Source organism: Bradyrhizobium sp. USDA 4454, from assembly GCF_054822705.1.
Genome location: NZ_JBTRCN010000001.1, coordinates 4,123,443 through 4,142,811, shown reverse-complemented (window position 1 = coordinate 4,142,811; position 19,369 = coordinate 4,123,443). Strand labels below are relative to the sequence as shown.

The following is a 19,369-nucleotide window of genomic DNA, read 5'->3' as shown; positions in this document are numbered from 1 at the left end:
ATTCCCGTTCCAGCGCCCGGCGGTTCCGATCCTTCGCAACCGACCTTGCGACAATTCCCATGCATGCCGCCAAGGCCGGGATGATACCGCTTCGCTCGCCTCGTCCTAGAGCTTTTCCGTTCCGATTGGATCGGAACGGAGCTCTAGATTTTGTTCTGACGCGTTTTCTTCAGGCGAACCGGTATCCACTTCGCTTGAAAACGCTCTAGCCGGGATTTCGACATGCTCCCTCGTTTCAAGGCTGCTGCTGTCCACGCCGCGCCCGTCTTCCTCGACAGCCGGGCCACCACTGCGAAGGCGATCGCCATCATCCGCGAGGCGGCCAGGGCCGGCGCCGAGCTGATCGCGTTTCCCGAAACCTACATTCCAGCGTTTCCGGTCTGGGCCGCGCTGTGGCCTCCGATCGACAACCACGACCTGTTCGTGCTCATGGCCGAGCAATCCGTGCTGCTGGACGGACCGGAAGTCGCGCAGCTCTGCGCCGAGGCGCGCGCCCTCGGTGTCACCGTCTCGATCGGCATCAGCGAGCGCTCGGCCGTCAGCGTTGGCGGGCTGTGGAATTCGAACCTGTTGATCGGCGAGACCGGCAACATCCTGATCCATCATCGCAAGCTGGTTCCGACCTTCTATGAGAAACTGGTGTGGTCGTCCGGAGATGGCGCGGGCCTTCAGGTCGCAGAGACGCGGCAGGGCCGGATCGGCGGGTTGATCTGCGGCGAAAATACCAACCCGCTAGCCCGCTTCGCGCTGATGGCGCAGGGCGAACAGGTGCACATCTCGAGTTGGCCGCCGATGTGGCCGACCCGGCGTCCGGCCGGCGGCGGCAATTTCGACAATGTCGCCGCCAACCGCATCCGCGCCAGCGCCCATTGCTTCGAAGCCAAGGTGTTCGGAATCGTGACCGCCGGCTACATGGATGCGGCGATGCGCAGCTTCCTCATTGAACGCGACAGTAGCATCGCCGAGGTGATCGACCGGACGCCACGCGCCGCGAGCTTCTTCGTCGATCCGACCGGCGTGGTGTTCGGCGATGAATTGCAGGATCAGGAGGGCATCGCTTACGCGGAGATCGATCTCAATCGCTGCGTCGAGCCGAAGCAGTTTCACGACGTGGTCGGCTACTACAACCGCTTCGACATCTTCGGCCTGACGGTCGACCGCAGCCGGCTGACCCCGGCACGATTTCGCGGTGATGAGCAGCTGGTCGCGCAAGCGCAGGACGACGCAATTCCAGCCGTCGATGTCGACGCTGGCTCGAACGGGCAGGGGCGCGACCTCACCGGGTTCAAGAGCGGTCGCATGTTTGGTGCCTGACGGCGGTTCGAGCGTCTGTGCAACTGCCAGGCGTCTGCGAAACACTCCTGCGAACCACTCCTGTTGCCAACGCGGGAATGTCTGACTACGCTTGCCCTGGTAAGCCCCAAGCGCTCGTCGACCGGCCGGACGCTCATGCCTAAATTCCTTCGCATCGGAGTCCATCAGTCGAACGTGTCTGGATACACTTCGAAAGCCTGGTGCATTCGCCGTACCGGCTCGACGGTGTTCCTGAAGTGGGGCGCGGTAGAGGTTCACGGCGCTGGGGCTGGGCGAAAGGTCTACTGGACGTTTTCGCCGCAGGAAAAAACCATTCGCTGCCGCACGGTGCAGCGTGCCCAGGACTACACCCGGGCCGCCATCGCGCGGCGGCGCAGCCATCGCTATGAGCCTCTGACCGGAAACATCGCGAACCGGCGCCGGACGGCCGATCGGGACTCAGAGCTCGAACAGGCGCTCGCCACGATCCTCTATGTCGACATCGTCCGATCCACCGAAAAGGCCGCGCGGCTCGGCGACACGCGCTGGGCGACGGTGATGAACCACTACTATGTCGCTGTGCGCAGAGAGCTGAAGGCCATGCGGGGCAAGGAAGTCGTGACGACGGGGGACGGCCTGCTGGCAACGTTCCGCGCGCCGGCGGCCGGCATCCGTTGCGCCACCGCAATCCGCGACGCCGTGCGCACGCTCGGGCTCGAGATCAGGGTCGGGCTGCACGCCGGCGAATACAAGGTGAGCGGGGCAGAGGTGATCGGTCTCGCGTTCCACATCGGCGCGCGTGTCGCCGCGAAGGCGCGGGCCGGCGAGGTGCTGGTCTCGAGCGCGGTCAGGGATCTGATGGCGAGGTCCGAAATCCGCTTCAAGGACCGCGGCGCGCACCAGCTCAAGGGCGTGCCGGAGCGCTGGCGGCTCTATCTGGTCGAGCACTGAGCCGTTCAGAGAGGTCATCGGTGCTGCAATGGGCATGCGGCCTACGCTAGCTATCCGCGCGTCATTCCGGGGCGCGGCTCTTTGGCGCGAACCCGGAATCCATCGTCTTCCGGCACTGCCCGGCCAATCGGTCAAAGGCGAGTTCGTGCGGCGTGTCGAGCATGTCGAGTTCTGCGAGCACATCCAGGCGCTGCGTCTCACGATCGGGCGTGGTTTGCATCAGGGTACCTCCGGCGGCGGCACTCTCTCCGAAAGGCGCTAACGAGGCGTTGATATTAGGCGCAAGTGCCGTCGGTGCAGCGTGCGTGCTGCTTCGCGTGCATGCTGCACCGGTTCCGGTATAGCCAGCAGGCGATCAGCCGGCGCGGTACACCGGGCTTTGCAATCCGTCGGGGTGCTTGTCGTCGATGGAGCTTGAATGTTTGCGGTCCGCACCGCTCTTGAAGCGCAGCGCCGGTTGCTCGATAACGCGCCATGTCGCGGCCGCCGCGATGATCGTCGCCGCGATCAGGAGGAGCGCGGCCGGGAAGCCGCGCCATCCGCAGGTGTGCAACAGAATCGCGATCGGCACGTGATGTAGATAGACGCCGTATGACAGGTCGTTGCCTGCGAGCAGCTTGGACAAATTGGTCCAGCTGAAGGCGACCGACATCACGCAGCAGGCAAGCAAGATGGTCAGCACGGTCGATTGCAGCGTTGGGTGATCATACACGATGCCGCTCTGGTCGCCGAACAGGGCGATCGCCTCGGCATAGAGCAGGACCCACAGGACGAACTTGCCGCGGAACAGCAGTTCGATTCGATGCCAGAGCAGAAAGAATACCGAGCCGATGCCGAAGAACCAGAAATAGAACAGCGGATTGATGAGGCGGGTGACCTCATCGGTCGTGGTCACATTGGCCAGATGGTGCGAATACAGGGTGAGGGCGAGAACCACGGCCAGCGAAGCCCATCGGCGGCGCATGATGGGCGGCAAAAAGATCACCGGGACGATCAGGTAGAAGCCCAGTTCGAGCACAACGGTCCACAGCGCAGCCCCGGGCAGGAATGGCATCGCCTCGTTCCAGGCGAAAGGGTATGGCGACAGCAGCCAGTCGGCGAGGGAATCGGAGCCGGTGGCGAGGATCACGGTCCAGTAACGCAGAAATTCTCCGCTGAGCAGCGCCCGCAGCGGCAACGCGCCGAACCCGACCAGCAGCGCGAGGATGATCGCGAGATTGAGCCACAGCGCGGGATAGATGCGCAGGCAGCGGTTGCGCAGATATGCGAATACGTCTCCGTCATTGCGAAAATACGTGCTGGTGATCAGGAAGCCGCTGATGATGAAGAAGATCGGAACGCCCGAGGTGTAGACCACCAGCAGCGGTATCGGCTTCGTCCACGGAACCCTGAGCCAGGCGGCATGCTGCAGCAGGACGTTGCAGGCTGCGAATAGCCGCAAAACGTCGAAATTATTCCTGTGGTCCACGTCGCCCCCAAGCCAGAGCGAACGCGCTCTTGGCATGCAGCGCGAGTTGTGATTGATCGTGTCAGGTTGTTTCGCGCCGTGGCCAAGGTTGCCATACGGGGCTTATCGCACCCTTAACGTGTGCTGCGACATTGCGTGCATCACCTCGTGCGGGCGACGTAGTCCGAGATGGTTAGCCTCGATTAACCAGCCTCGCTCATCCTTTCGCGTCAACCTTGCCGCTTAAGATTGTCGCAATCGGCAATAATTATTGAGTATCGTGCGGCCGGCGATTCCCGTTAAGGGACCGTGTCGCCGCTTCGGCAAATTTTCGGCGATTTTTGGGGACATTGAACCGCATGTGCGGCATCGTCGGTATTCTTGGACGCGCTCCGGTCGCGGAGCAATTGGTGGATTCGCTCAAGCGGCTCGAATATCGCGGCTATGATTCCGCGGGGGTCGCGACGCTGGAGAATGGCGCGCTGGCGCGGCGCCGCGCCGAGGGCAAGCTGAAGAACCTCGAGGCCCGCCTGGAGGCCAAGCCGCTCGGCGGCCACACCGGCATCGGCCACACCCGTTGGGCGACCCATGGCCGGCCGACCGAGAACAACGCGCATCCGCACGCCACCGAACGCGTTGCCGTGGTGCATAACGGCATCATCGAGAATTTCCGCGAGTTGCGCGAGGGGCTCGAGGCCAAGGGCGCGGTGTTTGCGACCGAGACCGACACCGAGGTCGTGGTGCATCTGGTCGACAATCTGCTCAAGGGCGGCGTCGCGCCGGTCGAGGCGGTGAGGGCGGTGCTGTCGCAGTTGCGCGGCGCGTTCGCGCTCGGCTTCATCTTTGCCGGCGAGGACGATCTGATGATCGGCGCCCGCAACGGTCCGCCGCTTGCGATCGGCCATGGCGAGGGCGAGATGTATCTCGGCTCGGATGCGATCGCGCTCGGGCCGTTCACCGACACGATCAGCTATCTCGAGGACGGCGACTGGGTGGTGCTGAACCGCAAGGGCGCCACCATCTTCGACAAGGACAACGCCATCGTCCACCGCGAGGTGATCAAGCACACCACCGCGACTGCGCTGGTCGACAAGGCGAACTACCGCCACTTCATGGCGAAGGAGATCCACGAGCAGCCGGAAGTGGTCGGGCACACGCTGGCGCGCTATGTCGACATGGCGACCGAGCGCGTCACCATGCCGGTCAAGCTGCCGTTCGACTTCAAGGATATCCAGCGCGTCTCGATCACGGCCTGCGGCACCGCGAGCTATGCCGGATTCGTTGCGAAATACTGGCTGGAAAAGCTGGCGCGGCTGCCGGTCGAGCTCGATGTCGCCTCCGAATTCCGCTACCGCGAGGCGCCGCTGCGCAAGGGCGATCTCGCGGTCTTCATCTCGCAATCCGGCGAGACCGCCGACACGCTGGCGGCGCTGCGCTACGCCAAGGCGCAGGGCGCGCACACGCTCTCGGTCGTCAACGTGCCGACCTCGACGATCGCGCGCGAAAGCGAGACCGTGCTGCAGACGCTGGCCGGTCCCGAGATCGGCGTCGCCTCGACCAAGGCCTTCACCTGCCAGCTGATGGTGCTGGCCTCGCTCGCGGTTGCCGCCGGCAAGGCGCGCGGCGAGCTGTCCGATGCCGACGAGGCCAAGCTGGCCCACGGCCTGGTCGAAATTCCGCGCCTGATGTCGGAAGCGCTGACCACCGAGCTGCAGATCGAGAAACTGGCGCGCGAAATCTCGAAATCGCGCGACGTGCTGTATCTCGGTCGCGGCACCAGCTATCCGCTGGCGCTGGAGGGCGCGCTGAAGCTGAAGGAGATCTCCTACATCCACGCCGAGGGCTATGCCGCCGGCGAGCTCAAGCACGGGCCGATCGCGCTGATCGACGAACACATGCCGGTCGTGGTGATCGCGCCCTACGACAAGGTGTTCGAGAAGACCGTCTCCAACATGCAGGAGGTCGCCGCCCGCGGCGGCAAGATCATCCTGATGACCGACGCCAAGGGCGCCGCGGAGGCGACCATTCAGTCGCTGGTGACGATCGTGATGCCGGACATGGGGGCGACCTTCGCGCCCATGGTCTACGCCGTCCCGGTGCAGCTGCTCGCCTATCATACCGCCGTGGTAATGGGCACCGACGTCGACCAGCCCCGGAATCTGGCCAAATCGGTCACGGTCGAATAGTCGCAAGCGGGGCCGGTACACGGCCCTTCAAAAATCCGCCGGAATGGCTTAGCTGGGTGGTGGACTACGGCCGCTTCGACGACCCTGGAACCGCAATGACCTCCAACCCAGTGCCTCCCGCCTCGACGGGTGAATTGCCCCCGGATGCCCCGCGCGGGCTGATGGCGCGTTTTCGCACCTATTTCCTGACCGGCCTGGTGGTGGCCGGGCCGGTTGCGATCACCCTGTATTTGACCTGGTGGTTCGTGAACTGGGTCGACAATCTGGTCCGCCCGTTCGTGCCGACGGCCTACCGGCCGGAAACCTATCTGCCGTTCGGGCTGCCCGGTTCCGGCCTGATCGTCGCGGTCATCGCGCTGACGCTGCTCGGCTTCCTCACGGCCAACCTGATCGGCCGCACCCTGGTCGATCTGGGCGAGCGGTTGCTCGGCCGAATCCCTGCGGTGCGCGCGATCTATCGCGGCCTGAAGCAGGTGTTCGAGACGCTGTTCTCGGGCAACGGCTCGAGCTTCCGCCGCGTCGGCCTGGTCGAGTTTCCTTCGCCCGGCATGTGGTCGATCGTGCTGATCTCGCAGGCGCCGAACGCCGAGCTCGCGGCCAGCCTGCCCGGCGAGGAGGAGCATATCTCGGTGTTCCTGCCATGCGCGCCGAACCCGACCACCGGCTTCTTCTTCTACGTGCCGAAGAGCAAGATCATCGAGATCGAGATGAGCACCGAGGATGCCGCGACGCTGATCATGTCGGCCGGCGTGGTGCAGCCAGGCTCCACCGATCAGAAGCGCGCCGCGGCGCTCGCCGGCATGGCCAACGCCGCGCGCATCGCCAACCAGGGGACGGCCAACCAGGCCTCGTTGCAGCCGGCGGCGCCGGCCAAGGTGGACGGCTGATGAGCCCGGAGACGCGCGCAGCGTCCGGTGAAGAAGCACGCTTGCTCACGTAAGATGCTTCCTGAACAGCGCGACCACGCCGTGAGGTGCGCTGTCGTCGAAGAACCGCTCCAGGTTCCGCGCCGTCTGGTCGGCGACCTTGGCGCTGCGCGGGAAGAGATCGTGTTCATATCGGGCAAGCGCGGCTTCGACATCGTCGGGACTGGCGATGAGGGCCCGCGCGAGCTCTGCGCCATCATACAGCGCAAGGTTCGCGCCTTCGCCGGCGAACGGCGACATCAGGTGCGCCGCATCACCGAGCAATGTCAGCCCTGGTATCCGCTTCCATCGATGGCCGACCGGCAGCGCATGGATCCGGCGTAGCACGGGATCGGTCTCACCGTCCGTAATCAACGCGGTAAGTTGCGGGGCCCATCCGCGGAATTGCCCGGCAATATGCGCCAGGCCAGCTTTCGCGTCGCTGACGTCGATGGAGTTGATCCAATCCTCTGGCTTGTTCAACGCCGCATAGGTATGCAGCGTTCCGTCCGCATAACGATGCGCCAGAATGGCTTTGCCCGGAGCGACCGCCATCAGCGTGCCGCTGCCGATCGCATCCGCGCTTGCCCTGTGGCGGGCATCGCCATCGAACAGGAATGTCTCGATGAACGAGATGCCAGTGTAGGCGAGCCTTGAATCCGACAGCAGCGGACGCACCTTCGACCACGCGCCGTCGGCACCGACGAGCACGTCCGATGTCACCGTGGCGCCATGCGCAAAGCCGATGTCGTGCCGTCCGTCAGCGCGCGGTGCGATCGACGTCACCTTGTGACCCCATCTGATCGCATCCGGAGGGATCGAATTGATCAGCATGCGCCGCAGATCGCCGCGGTCGACTTCGGGGCGATTGCCCTTGGGGTTGCCGGGATGGTCGAACAGGACCTGGCCGTCCTTGTCGACAATACGCTTGGCATCCTCGCCGGGGCGGACGAGGCCGAGGAATTGGTCAAGCAGCCCTGCGGCCCTGAGCGCGACCTGACCGTTATAGTCGTGAATATCAAGCAGGCCGCCCTGTGCCCTTTCGCTCGCGGAGCTCTCCGCTTCGTAGATTGTCGCTGCGAGGCCGTGGAGATGCAGAATACGTGCGAGAGTGAGGCCGCCAAGCCCGGCGCCGATGATTGTGATTGGATGTCGCATCTGTAGCGCTCCTGTGATCGCAAGCATGCAGCGTCCGGAGGCGCTGATCGCTGCGACGGGCCTGATGTTGTCAGGCGGTTGCTTTCGGAGACGCTGGCCGGACCACACGAGGCGCGTGGTTGGCGTGTACGCGACAGCTTGCCGGGCGTGCCGGTTCAGGCGGTCGTTTTTCGCGACGGCAGGACCAGTATAACGGTTTATCGCGCAAGGCAAGACCGAACGGTCGCGCCGAACCGGCCCGTCGCTGGTGGCTACCCCGCGCCGATCAGCGGCACGGCCTCATCGCGTTCGTAGAGGTAGAGCAGGACGCGCAGCGCTTCGCCGCGTTCGCCCTTCAGCTTCGGATTGTCCTTCATGATCCGCAGCGCCTCGTCGCGCGCCTGGGTGATGAGCTGGCCATGCACCTCGGAGCGCGCGATGCGGTAGCCGGGCAGGCCGCTCTGGCGGATGCCGAGCACGTCGCCTTCGCCGCGCAGCTTGAGGTCTTCTTCCGCGATCCGGAATCCGTCCGTGGTCTCGCGGATCACCTTCAGCCGCGCCTTCGACATCTCGCCGAGTGGCTCCTTGTAGAGCAACAGGCAGGTTGACGCCTCCGAGCCGCGGCCGATGCGGCCGCGCAGCTGATGCAGCTGCGCAAGGCCGAAGCGCTCGGCGTTCTCGATCACCATGATGGTCGCCGCCGGAACGTCGACGCCGACCTCGACCACGGTCGTCGCGACCAGCAACCCGATCTCATGCGCGGCGAATTGCGCCATCACGCGATCCTTCTCGGTGCCCTTCATCTGGCCGTGCACCAGGCCGACGCGATCGCCGAACCGCTTCTGCAGGGACTCGAAACGCTCGGTGGCGTTGGTCAGATGCTCGGTGCCTTCGGCTTCTGACTCATCGACCAGCGGACAGATCCAGTAGACCAGCTTGCCGGCGCCAAGCGCGCGGCCGACGCCGTCGATCACGTCCTCGATGCGGCTCATCGGCACCGCGCGGGTGTCGATCGGCTGGCGGCCGGCGGGCTTCTCACGCAGCTCCGAAACATCCATGTCGCCGAAATAGGTCAGCACCAGCGTGCGCGGGATCGGCGTCGCGCTCAGCACCAGCACGTCGACGGCTTCGCCCTTCGAGGTCAAGGCCAGGCGTTCGCGCACGCCGAAGCGATGCTGCTCGTCGACCACGGCGAGCGCCAGCGCCTTGTAGATCACGTCATCCTGGATCAGCGCATGGGTGCCGACCAGGAGGTCGATCTCGCCGGCCTCGAGCCGTGCCAGCAGCTCGCGGCGCTCCTTGCCTTTCTCGCGGCCGGTGAGGATTGCCACCCGCATTCCGGCGCTTTCGGCGAGCGGGGCGATGGTCTTGATGTGCTGGCGAGCCAGGATTTCGGTCGGCGCCATCAGCGCGGCCTGCTTGCCGGCTTCGGCAACGGCGGCGGCCGCCAGCAGCGCCACCACGGTCTTGCCGGAACCGACATCGCCCTGCACGAGGCGCAGCATCCGCACCGGCTGTTGCAGGTCCGCGATGATCGCTGCGACCGCCTCCTGCTGCGACCTGGTCAGCGCATAGGGCAGGGCGTCGATGATCTTCCTGCGCAGATGGCCGTCACCGGCGTTGCGCACGCCGGCCGGGCGGCGCAGCGTGGCGCGGATCAAAGCGAGTGCGAGCTGGCCGGCGAGCAGCTCGTCGAACGCCAGGCGTGACCAGAACGGGCCGTCGGGCAGGATGTCGGTGAGCTCGACCGGAACATGGACGCGGGTCAGCGCCTCCCGGATTGGAGGGAAGTTGCAACGGCGCAGCACCTCGGGGCTGATCCATTCCGGCAGCTCCGGCAGCTTGGTCAGCGCCTGCGCGATGGCGCGCCGCAGCGAGCCGATCGCAAGCCCCTCGGTCAGCGGATAGACCGGATCGATGCCGGAGAGTTTTGCAAAGCCGGCCTCGTCGACGACGCGGTCGGGATGCACGATCTGCGGGATGCCGTCATACATCGCCAGCGTACCGGAGACGTAGCGCTTCTCGCCGACCGGCAAGAGCTTCTCGACATAGCCGGGCTGGGCGCGGAAGAAGGTCAGCACGACATCGCCGGTATCGTCGCTGGCGTAGACCAGATAGGGCGCCCGCGAATTGCGTGGCGGCGGCGGGCGATGGCGGTCGACAGTGACCTCCAGCGTCACCATGGTTCCGACCACGGCATCGCGGATCTTCGGCCGCATCCGGCGATCGATCACGCTCGCCGGCAAATGCAGCAACAGGTCGACCAGCCGCGGCGTCTCGCTGCGGTCGAGCAGATAGCGCAACAGTTTGTCCTGCTTCGGGCCGACACCCGAAAGCGTCGTGACCGGGGCGAACAGCGGATTGAGCAGGGATGGGCGCATCGGCGTCCTTTACACACGACTCAGGTCATGCGCGCAAGGAAGCCCCAAAAGGCGGCGAATGAGGGCTGACATTGGCCATGGCCATCGCTATATCAAGCCCGCCCGGCACGTCCGGGCTTTTGGCGTTCGAATGGATTTGGGACATGACGGGATCGACACGATCGAGCAGCGGGCTCGATGACCGCCGCAAGCGGCTTTTGTTTCGCTGCTGGCACCGCGGCACCCGGGAGATGGACCTGATCCTCGGCCGCTTTGCCGATGCCGAGATCGCTGGCCTGTCCGATCAGGAACTCGGCGAGCTCGAGCATCTGATCGAGGTGCCGGATCCCGACCTCTATGCCGCGCTGACCGGCGACAAGGTGCTGCCGGCCCAATACGCCACCGCGCTGTTCGCCCGCATCAAGGCGTTCCGGGTCGCGGATCCCAGCGCATGAAGCAGCCGATGAAATTGCCGGCGGCGATGCTCGCGCCCGGCCGGGTGCTGACCATAGCCAACGTCGCCGAGGGCGCCGAGGGGCTCGTGATCTCCGACCTCGCGCGTGCCATCGCCGCGCAGCCGAAGCGGTCGGCGGTCAGCCTTGCCGTAGTGTGCCGCGACGGTGCGCGGATGCAGCAGCTCGCCCGCGCGCTGGAATTCTTCGCGCCCGATATCGCCGTGATCCAGGTTCCGGCCTGGGACTGCCAGCCCTACGACCGCGTCTCGCCGCATTCCGGCATCCTGGCGCAGCGCCTGACCGCGCTCGCCAAGCTCTCGCGCCTCGTCGGCAGTGACAAGCCGCTGATCGTGCTTACGACCGTGAACGCCGCCGTGCAGCGCGTGCCGGCGCGCGATCAGGTTGCCGCGCAGGCGCTGTCGGTCGCGCCCGGCAATGTGGTGCCGATGGACTCGGTCGTCGCCTGGCTCGAGCACAATGGCTACACCCGCTCGTCCACGGTGCGTGAGCCCGGCGAATACGCCGTCCGCGGCGGCATCCTCGATCTTTATCCGGCCGGCCTCGACCAGCCGGTGCGCTTCGACTTCTTCGGCGACAGCCTGGAATCGATCCGCACCTTCGATTCCGAGACCCAACGCACGCACCTCGACATGCGCGGCCTCGATCTGGTGCCGGTGTCGGAATTCCAGCTCACGACCGAGACCATCCGCCGCTTCCGCATGGGCTACGTCGCGGCCTTCGGCGCGCCGGAGCGCGACGACCAGCTCTATGAAGCGGTCTCCGAGGGACGGCGCCATCCCGGCATGGAGCACTGGCTGCCGCTGTTCCAGGAGCGGATGGACACGCTGTTCGACTATCTCGACGGCGCGACTGTCGCGATTGAGCCGCAGGGCGAGGACGCCGCGCGCGAACGCTTCACGCAGATTGCGGATTACTACGACGCGCGGCGCGAGGCGCTGGAGCATCCGGGCAGCGGCGCGATCTACAAGCCGCTGCCGCCCGACAGACTGTACCTGACCGAGTCCGAATGGACAAAACTGCTCGGCGAGGCGCCGCTGGCGCGGCTGACGCCGTTCGCGGTGCCCGAGGGCTCGCCGGACGTGTTCGATGCCGGCGCGCGGCAGGGCCGCAATTTCGCGCCTGAGCGTGCCGACACCAACGTCAACGTCTTCGAGGCCGTGGTCGGCCATATCGGCGCACTGCAATCGCAACGCAAGAAGGTCGTCGTCGCGCTGTGGAGCGAGGGCTCGCGCGATCGCATGGGCGCGATGCTGCGCGACCACAAGCTGCTCAATACGACGAGCGTCAACACCTGGCGGATCGTGCAGGCGACGCCGCGCAACGAGACCATGCTGGCCGTGCTCGGCATGGAATCCGGCTTCGAGACCGACGAATTCGCCGTCATCAGCGAGCAGGACATCCTCGGCGACCGCCTGGTGCGGCCGCGCAAGGCGAGCCGCAAGCTCGACAATTTCATCTCGGAAGTGACGAGCCTGGCGACCGGCGACCTCGTCGTGCATGTCGAGCACGGCATCGGCCGCTTTGTCGGCCTCCAGACACTGGAAGTCTCAGGCGCGCCGCATGACTGTCTCGAGCTGCATTATGCGGCGGAAACGAAACTGTTCCTGCCGGTCGAGAATATCGAGCTGCTGTCGCGCTACGGCTCCGACAGCGCCAATGTCGAGCTCGACCGGCTCGGTGGCGGCGGCTGGCAGGCACGCAAGGCCAAGCTCAAGAACCGCATCCGCGAGATTGCCGGCGAGCTGATCAAGATCGCCGCCGAGCGGCAGCTGCACGAGGCGCCGAAATTCCCGCTGCAGCCGCATGTCTATGACGAGTTCTGCGCGCGCTTCCCTTATGAGGAGACTGAGGATCAGCTCGGGGCGATCAATTCGACCTTGAAGGACCTCGAGATCGGCCGCCCGATGGACCGGCTGATCTGCGGCGACGTCGGCTTCGGCAAGACCGAGGTGGCGCTGCGCGCGGCGTTCGCCGTGGCGCTCGAAGGCAGGCAGGTCGCGGTCGTGGTGCCGACCACGCTGCTGGCGCGCCAGCATTCGCGGACCTTCACCGAGCGCTTCAAAGGTTTCCCGGTCAATGTCGCGCAGGCCTCGCGGCTGGTGTCGACCAAGGAGCTCAATCAGGTCAAGAAGGGATTGGCCGACGGCAGCGTCGACATCGTCGTCGGCACCCACGCGCTGCTCGGCAAGGCCATCAAGTTCAAGGATCTCGGCCTTTTGATCGTCGACGAGGAGCAGCATTTCGGCGTCAGCCACAAGGAGCGGCTGAAGCAGCTCCGCGCCCAGGTCCATGTGCTGACGCTGTCGGCGACCCCGATCCCGCGCACGCTGCAACTGGCGCTGACCGGCGTTCGCGAGCTTTCGATCATCGCTTCGCCGCCGGTCGATCGTCTCGCGGTGCGCACCTTCGTCGCGCCGCACGATCCCCTGATGATCCGCGAAGCGCTGCTGCGCGAGCGCTACCGCGGCGGGCAGGCGTTCTACGTCGTGCCGCGGATCGAGGACCTCGCCGGGGTCAAGGACTTCCTCGACAAGAACGTGCCCGAGATGAAGGTCGCCGTCGCCCACGGCCAGATGCCGCCGACCGTGATCGAGGATATCATGTCCGCGTTCTACGACGGCAAATACGACATACTGCTGTCGACCACGATCGTCGAGTCCGGTCTCGACATCCCGAACGCCAACACGCTGATCGTGCACCGCGCCGACATGTTCGGCCTCGCCCAGCTCTATCAGCTGCGCGGCCGTGTCGGCCGCTCCAAGCTGCGCGCCTATGCGCTGTTCACGCTGCCGGCGCAGCAGAAGATCACCGCGCAGGCGGAGCGGCGGCTCAAGGTGCTGCAATCGCTGGAGACGCTCGGCGCCGGCTTCCAGCTTGCCTCGCACGACCTCGACATCCGCGGCGCCGGCAATCTCTTGGGCGAGGAGCAGTCTGGCCACATCAAGGAAGTCGGCTTCGAGCTGTACCAGTCGATGCTGGAGGAGGCGATCGTCAACCTCAAGGCCGGCGTCGCCGAGCCCGCCGCCGACCGCTGGTCGCCGCAGATCACGATCGGCATGCCGGTGCTGATCCCCGAGGACTATGTCAACGATCTCAGCGTGCGGCTGTCGCTCTATCGCCGTCTTGCCGATCTCGACACCGACGAGGACATCGACGCCTTCGCCGCCGAGATGCGCGACCGCTTCGGCGTGCTGCCGGACGAGGTGCGCTATCTTTTCAAGGTCGCCGCGATCAAGGCCTATTGCCGCCGCGCCAATGTCGGCAAGGTCGATGCCGGCCCGAAGGGCGCCGTTATCGCATTCCGCGACAACAGCTTCGCGCATCCGGAGCGGCTGGTGACGTTCATCCGCCAGCACGGCCAGGCCGCCAAGGTGCGGCCCGACATGAAGGTGGTGTTCTTCCAGGAGTGGGACACGCCGGAAGAACGGCTTGCCGGCACCACGGAGATCCTGCGCCAGCTCGCCAACCTCGCGGAGAGCAAGAAGGCGGCGTAAGCCACAGTTCTCTCCGCGTCATTGCGAGGAGCGGAACGACGACGCAATCCATTCCTCCGCGCGCGCGAAGAGATGGATTGCTTCGCTTTGCTCGCAATGACGGTGTGAAGAAGTCGCGGACCTACGACGCCGCGCGCTCCGCTGCTCCGAACAGGCGCCCGAGCAGCGACTGGGCGGAATCGCCCGGCATCAGCGTTGCGACGCTGACGGCGGGTTCGGCGCGCGCGTCGCGGCGGCCGTTCTGGGTGTGGCGCATCACGCTGGCGAGGCGCCGCGTGATCGCCTGGGCATTGCGCAGGTCGGTGCCGGCGAATGCCACCACGAGCGAGCGGTCGTCGTACACCGCGCCGAAATCGGCCTGGCGCATCAGCCGGCTGATGATCCGCGCGCCGTCGAATTGCGCGCGCGGCTGCGTCGTGTCGAAGGTGAAGCGCGCCACCGAGAGCGCGCCGCCACGCTCGGAGGTCTGGTAGACGGCGGTTGCGAAATCGCGCTCGAACGCGGCCTTGGTGAGCAGGCCGGTGCGGGCATCGAGCAGGCCCTTGGCGTCGATCGCCTTGAGCATGCGGCCGAGCCGCGCCTCGAAGGCGTGCTGGCGGATCATCGGCAGCGCCATGTCGGCGACGCGGGTCGGACCGGCGGCGACGATCTCGAGATTGGGCAATTCGTAACGCGGCGTCAGCTCGCCCGAGGCGACGATGACCGGCAACGGGCGGAAGCGGACGTCTTCGGTCAGCACGGTCAGGAACGCATCCATCACGCGCGGCGTGAAGCCTTCGGCCAGCACGATGCCGTCGATGTCGCGGCTACTGAGATGCTTGGCGGCGGCCTCGATGCTGAGGGCACCGACCACGCCGGCGCGTTCGCCGAGCGCGACCGACAGGGTCGGATAGGCGCCGCCACGGCCGATCAACAGCGCAGTGGCCTCGCCGATGGGATCGATATCGGACATCGCGATCGGGGCTGGCGGTACCAAGCGGCGCATCACGGTCGCATGCAGCGCGCGAACACGTAAGGACGCGTTGAGCCGGGCGACCAGGCGGTCCGGCAGCCCTTTCTTCTGGAAGAACGCGATCACGGTGTCGGGCAGGGTGGTCGCGGGATCGATCGCGATCAGCGGCAGATAGGGCGCGCGGGCGGCCGCGCGCTTGGCCAGCCCCGCCAGCGTGACGAAGTCGACGCCCTCGGCGGCCGCGATGATCGCCGCCGGTTTGACCTGCTCGATGGCCCGTCCGACCTCGTTCCAGTCGGTGACCACGACCGGGAACAGCTTTGTCTCATCGAGGGCGGCGGCGAACGGCGGCTTTGCCGACGCCGATACGATGAGGACCGGACCTTGTTGAGACATTCGAACGCTCGAAACCAATGCTCAGGAACAGCAACGGCGGCGATGCTAGTGGGCATGGCTTAATGCGGCGTCAACACAATGCTAAGACTAACGCAATGATAAGATTTCAACTCGTTCCGGCGCCGTTACGGTCGCGAAAAGCTTCGACCATCAATAAGTTAAGCCCAAGTTCTGCGAGGGCGTCGCGGGCCCGCGCATTGTCCTGGGCCCGTCCGGCCAGCCGGTGGCCGCTGAGTCGGTCCGGCAAGGCCGTCAGCAGCGCGCCCTGGCCGAGGCGGCGCGACCATTCCTGCAACTCCTGGGCATGGAAACGGTAGCCGCCGACGGTCATCACCCCCGACGGCGGGGCGGTGATGTTGATGGCGCCGGTCACGCGATCGACCCGCGCGGCATATTCGGTGTCGACGTAATCGCGCGCCGGCGGCGCGATCAGGGTGTCGGCCGGCGGAGGCGGCGGCGCGTAGGCCGCGACCGGCACCATCGGGCCGCGCAGGCCGAGCGTGCCCTTCGGCGTCAGCAGGATCTCGCCGGCGATCGATGCGCCGGGCGCTTCACGCGGCGCGCTGTGCGGACCGGGCTTGATCGCGGCCGGCGCGCCGTCCTGGGCGTTGCGGCGGGCGCCGAACAGCCCGGCCTCGCCGAACAGATAGACGTCGGTCATGCTCACCCGCCGCGAGGTCCAGTGCGCGCTGGAGGCAACCTGCTCCGGCGTGCGCCAGAGGCCGATTACATTGCGCAAAGTGGGCAAGCGCTCCGACAGGCCGCGCTCGTCGAGCCGCAATGCGAGCTGCGCGGGTGCGATCAGCGTGTCGCAGCCGTGGTCGTTGAACTGGGCCTCGAACGTGTCCTCGTCGAACGGGTGATGCATGACGAGCGTTCCGCCCGACAGCAGCCAGATCACCAGCGAGGAGCAGATGCCGGCAAACGACATCGGCGCCAACGCCGCCATGACGGTGGCGCCCTGCGCCAGGTCGCTTTCCAGCGACATCGCGAGCCCGCCGGCGATCAGGCCGAAATGAGCGCGCGGCACCGGACGAAAGCCATCGCTGGTGACGTCGAAGGAGATCAGCGCCGGCTTGCGGCCGTCCTGGATCATCGGGCGCGAGGTCCTGGAGTCCCGCAGGATCGCTTCGTCCAGCGAGGCCATGCCTTCGGGCAGGTCAGTGCCGAAGCCACAGACGTGGCGGATCGAGAACGCCTCGGCCGCGGCGTTCATCGCGATGTCGGCATAGGAGACGCCGTCGATCTTGGCGCAGGTGACGATCGCCCGCGCCGCGGTGCGGTTGAGGACCGACGTCAGCTCGGCCTGTCGCCACAGCAGCGGCAACGGCACCACCACCAGGCCGACGCGATGGGCGGCCAGCACCGTCAACGCGAACTCGATCGTGCTTGGTAGCTGAACGGCGATCACCGTATTGGCCGGCAATCCGCTCTCGACGAAGTGGGCCGCGATTGCCGAGATCGCGCGGTCGGCCTGGGCATAGGTCAGGCGCTTGCGGGTCTGGCCGGTGACGCGCTGCTTGTTGAGCGGATCGACCAGTGCCAGCGCATCGGGTTGCCGTGCCAGGATGCGCTTGAACAGGGTATCGAGCGTTGGCGAGGTGATCGACTGGTTCACAGGGTCAACGTCGGTTGCATCGCTTCGATCGGACCGGGTCATGCCGCATCGCCTGGTCGATCATCGGGATTGCGCGCCGGGCTTCTGCCACCAAGTCTCCGGCAGGTAGCCCGTCAGCGCATTGGTCGAAGGCCGTTCTATCCGATTCCAGCGCGCGTTCCATTGCTCTCCCGCATTAAATAGGGGGATAGCGTAGCAGCCCGACATCAGGGCCCGGTCCAGCGCACGCACCGCCGAGACGAAGGCGGGCTGCTCCCGCGCCGCCAGCAGCGCCGCGATCATGGCGTCGATCGCCGGATCCTTGGCGCCCATGTAGTTTCTGGTGCCCGGCACGTCGGCGGCCTGGCTGCCCCAGTAGAACCACTGCTCGTTGCCGGGCGACAGCGACTGGTCCCAGCGGATTGGGACCATGTCGTAATCATAGGCGACTCGGCGCTGCTCGAACTGCACCGCGTCGACCACCCGCACCGCGGCGTCGATGCCGGCCCGCTTCAGGTCGCGCTGATAGGCCAGCGCGATCCGCTCATGCTCGCGGGTCGTGACCATGATCTCGAAGCGCAGCGCCGTCCCAGTCGACCGCTGCTTCAACACCGTGCCGTCGAGCGCATAGCCGGCGTCCGCCAGGAGCTTGAGCGCATCGCGAAGCACACTACGGTCGCGTCCCGAGCCGTCGGTGACGGGAAGGCGGTAGCGGCCCTCGAGGATGTCGGGGGCAATGTGCGAGAGGTACGGCTTGAGCAGTTCGCGCTCGCGCTCGTCGGCGGGGCGGCCATAGGCCGACAATTCGGAACCGGCGAAATAGCCGCCGGAGCGCGAATAGAGTTCGAAATAGTAGTTGCGGTTGATCCATTCGAAATCGAACAGCATCAGCAGCGCCTGGCGCACCCTGATGTCGGCAAATTTCGGCCGCCTTGTGTTGAACACCAGATATTCTGATGGTGCCGGCGTGCCGATCTTGACGGGATCGCGGATCACGTCGCCGCTCTTGATCGCCGGGAAGTCATAGCCCTCGTGCCAGCGCAGCGGCTCGGGCTCGGTCCTGAAGTCGTACAGGCCACGCTTGAACGCCTCGAACTGTCCATTGGCGTCGCGGTAGTAATCGAGCCTGATCTCGTCGAAATTCCACAGGCCGCGATTCACCGGCAAATCGCGCCCCCAGTAATCGGGGTTGCGGGTGAAGGTGACGCTGGCGCCGGGCTTGACGTCCGCAACGCGGTACGGACCGGAGCCGATCGGCGGCGCCAACGTCGTCTCCTCGAATTTGGCGACATCGGTGGCATGGCGCGGCAGGATCGGCATCAGGCCGAGAATTAGCGGCAATTCGCGATCCGCAACGCCGCCGAAATCGAACCGCACCGTGAGCGGGTCGAGCACTTCGGCCTTTGCGACTTTCGAATAATACTGGTGATGCAGCGGACGGCCGTGATCGCGCAGCAGCTCGAGCGAGAACACCACGTCGTCGGCCGTGACCGCGTGCCCGTCGGAGAAGCGCGCGCGGGGATCGATACGGAATGTCACATAGCTTCTGGCGTCGTCGGTCTCGACGCTGCGGGCGAGCAGGCCGTACAGCGTGAACGGCTCGTCATTGTTCCGGGCCATCAGGCTTTCGTAGACATAGCCGCGCTCATAGGCGTAGCCCCTGAGCTGCTGCACGGCGAGGCCCCTGACGATCAGGGGATTGAGGCTGTCGAACGTGCCGTCCCGGGGGCTCAGCACCAGGCGGCCGCCCTTGGGGGCGTCCGGATCGGCATAGGGCAGGTGGGCGAAGTCCGCCGGCAGCGCGGGAGCGCCATGCATCGCGAGGGCATAGCTCTCGGCCGCCGCCGCGGGGGAAAGCCCGCTCGTCAGCAGACCCAGGACGAGTGCCGAAACAAACGCCAAGCCGCATGCCAAGCCGAGCCGGACGACGCGCCCGGGAACAGGTGTGTGAGGTGCGGGATCTGATTCGCGGAACGTCACGCCGGGAGGTTTATCACAGGGCGCTGAAACCCGTCGCCACATGGGCGCAAATACGGTTGTCGGCATTGATCTTTCCGCGCGCCGCTGTATTGAAGGCGTGCAATTCGATAGGCGGGAACGCCAGTCACGTATCCGCCTCAATTGACGAGGAGACAGCCGCGCGAGCAGCTGTGTTTCGCGGCTATGTGTCGGCGC

Annotated in this window: 13 protein-coding genes; 6 read left to right on the top strand and 7 right to left on the bottom strand. The window is 66.0% G+C overall.

The features are described 5' to 3' along the window. Positions 1–222: 222 nt before the first annotated feature. Together ACVIW0_RS19395 and ACVIW0_RS19390 are read left to right on the top strand one after the other, a co-directional pair. Positions 223–1,314, top strand: a complete 1,092-nt coding sequence (locus tag ACVIW0_RS19395) for a carbon-nitrogen hydrolase family protein (protein ID WP_461353768.1) — start codon at positions 223–225, stop codon at positions 1,312–1,314. 135 nt (positions 1,315–1,449) lie between these two features. Beyond that, positions 1,450–2,244: an adenylate/guanylate cyclase domain-containing protein gene (locus tag ACVIW0_RS19390; RefSeq protein WP_461353767.1), complete on the top strand. Its 795-nt coding sequence runs from the start codon at positions 1,450–1,452 to the stop codon at positions 2,242–2,244. Between the two features lie 61 nt (positions 2,245–2,305). Here the strand turns inward: ACVIW0_RS19390 and ACVIW0_RS19385 are convergent, their stop codons facing one another. Together ACVIW0_RS19385 and ACVIW0_RS19380 are read right to left on the bottom strand one after the other, a co-directional pair. Further along, entirely contained in the window at positions 2,306–2,464 is a 159-nt protein-coding gene (locus ACVIW0_RS19385; protein WP_461353766.1) for a hypothetical protein, read from the bottom strand. A 135-nt stretch (positions 2,465–2,599) separates the two neighbouring features. Then, on the bottom strand, positions 2,600–3,712 hold the full coding sequence (locus ACVIW0_RS19380) for an acyltransferase family protein (RefSeq protein WP_461353765.1): 1,113 nt from the start codon (positions 3,710–3,712) through the stop codon (positions 2,600–2,602). A gap of 338 nt (positions 3,713–4,050) precedes the next feature. On the opposite strand from ACVIW0_RS19380, the gene glmS reads away from it, so the two are divergent. Continuing rightward, complete coding sequence (gene glmS / locus ACVIW0_RS19375) at positions 4,051–5,877, top strand: glutamine--fructose-6-phosphate transaminase (isomerizing) (RefSeq protein WP_461353764.1); 1,827 nt, start codon at positions 4,051–4,053, stop codon at positions 5,875–5,877. 95 nt (positions 5,878–5,972) lie between these two features. Beyond that, positions 5,973–6,764 (top strand): DUF502 domain-containing protein, encoded by a 792-nt coding sequence (locus tag ACVIW0_RS19370; RefSeq protein ID WP_461353763.1) that lies wholly within the window; start codon positions 5,973–5,975, stop codon positions 6,762–6,764. Between the two features lie 45 nt (positions 6,765–6,809). Here the strand turns inward: ACVIW0_RS19370 and ACVIW0_RS19365 are convergent, their stop codons facing one another. Together ACVIW0_RS19365 and recG are read right to left on the bottom strand one after the other, a co-directional pair. Further along, positions 6,810–7,940 (bottom strand): FAD-dependent oxidoreductase, encoded by a 1,131-nt coding sequence (locus ACVIW0_RS19365; RefSeq protein ID WP_461353762.1) that lies wholly within the window; start codon positions 7,938–7,940, stop codon positions 6,810–6,812. A 251-nt stretch (positions 7,941–8,191) separates the two neighbouring features. Beyond that, complete coding sequence (gene recG, locus ACVIW0_RS19360) at positions 8,192–10,300, bottom strand: ATP-dependent DNA helicase RecG (protein WP_461353761.1); 2,109 nt, start codon at positions 10,298–10,300, stop codon at positions 8,192–8,194. A 143-nt stretch (positions 10,301–10,443) separates the two neighbouring features. Between recG and ACVIW0_RS19355 the strand changes: the two genes are divergently transcribed. Together ACVIW0_RS19355 and mfd are read left to right on the top strand one after the other, a co-directional pair. Beyond that, the gene (locus ACVIW0_RS19355; RefSeq protein ID WP_461353760.1) at positions 10,444–10,734 is read left to right on the top strand and encodes an FAD assembly factor SdhE; all 291 of its coding nucleotides are present in this window, start codon (positions 10,444–10,446) and stop codon (positions 10,732–10,734) included. Next, positions 10,731–14,249: a transcription-repair coupling factor gene (gene mfd / locus ACVIW0_RS19350; protein ID WP_461353759.1), complete on the top strand. Its 3,519-nt coding sequence runs from the start codon at positions 10,731–10,733 to the stop codon at positions 14,247–14,249. Before ACVIW0_RS19355 ends, mfd begins: the two co-directional genes overlap by 4 nt. Before the next feature lie 121 nt (positions 14,250–14,370). On the opposite strand, the gene ACVIW0_RS19345 is transcribed toward mfd, so the two are convergent. The 3 genes from ACVIW0_RS19345 to ACVIW0_RS19335 all read right to left on the bottom strand — a co-directional run bounded on the left by ACVIW0_RS19345 (position 14,371) and on the right by ACVIW0_RS19335 (position 19,012). After that, positions 14,371–15,597, bottom strand: a complete 1,227-nt coding sequence (locus ACVIW0_RS19345; protein WP_461353758.1) for a GGDEF domain-containing protein — start codon at positions 15,595–15,597, stop codon at positions 14,371–14,373. Positions 15,598–15,703: 106 nt separating this feature from the next. Then, positions 15,704–17,257, bottom strand: a complete 1,554-nt coding sequence (locus ACVIW0_RS19340) for an AMP-binding protein (RefSeq protein WP_461353757.1) — start codon at positions 17,255–17,257, stop codon at positions 15,704–15,706. Between the two features lie 18 nt (positions 17,258–17,275). Continuing rightward, complete coding sequence (locus ACVIW0_RS19335) at positions 17,276–19,012, bottom strand: extracellular solute-binding protein (protein WP_461357372.1); 1,737 nt, start codon at positions 19,010–19,012, stop codon at positions 17,276–17,278. Between the last annotated feature and the right edge of the window lie 357 nt (positions 19,013–19,369).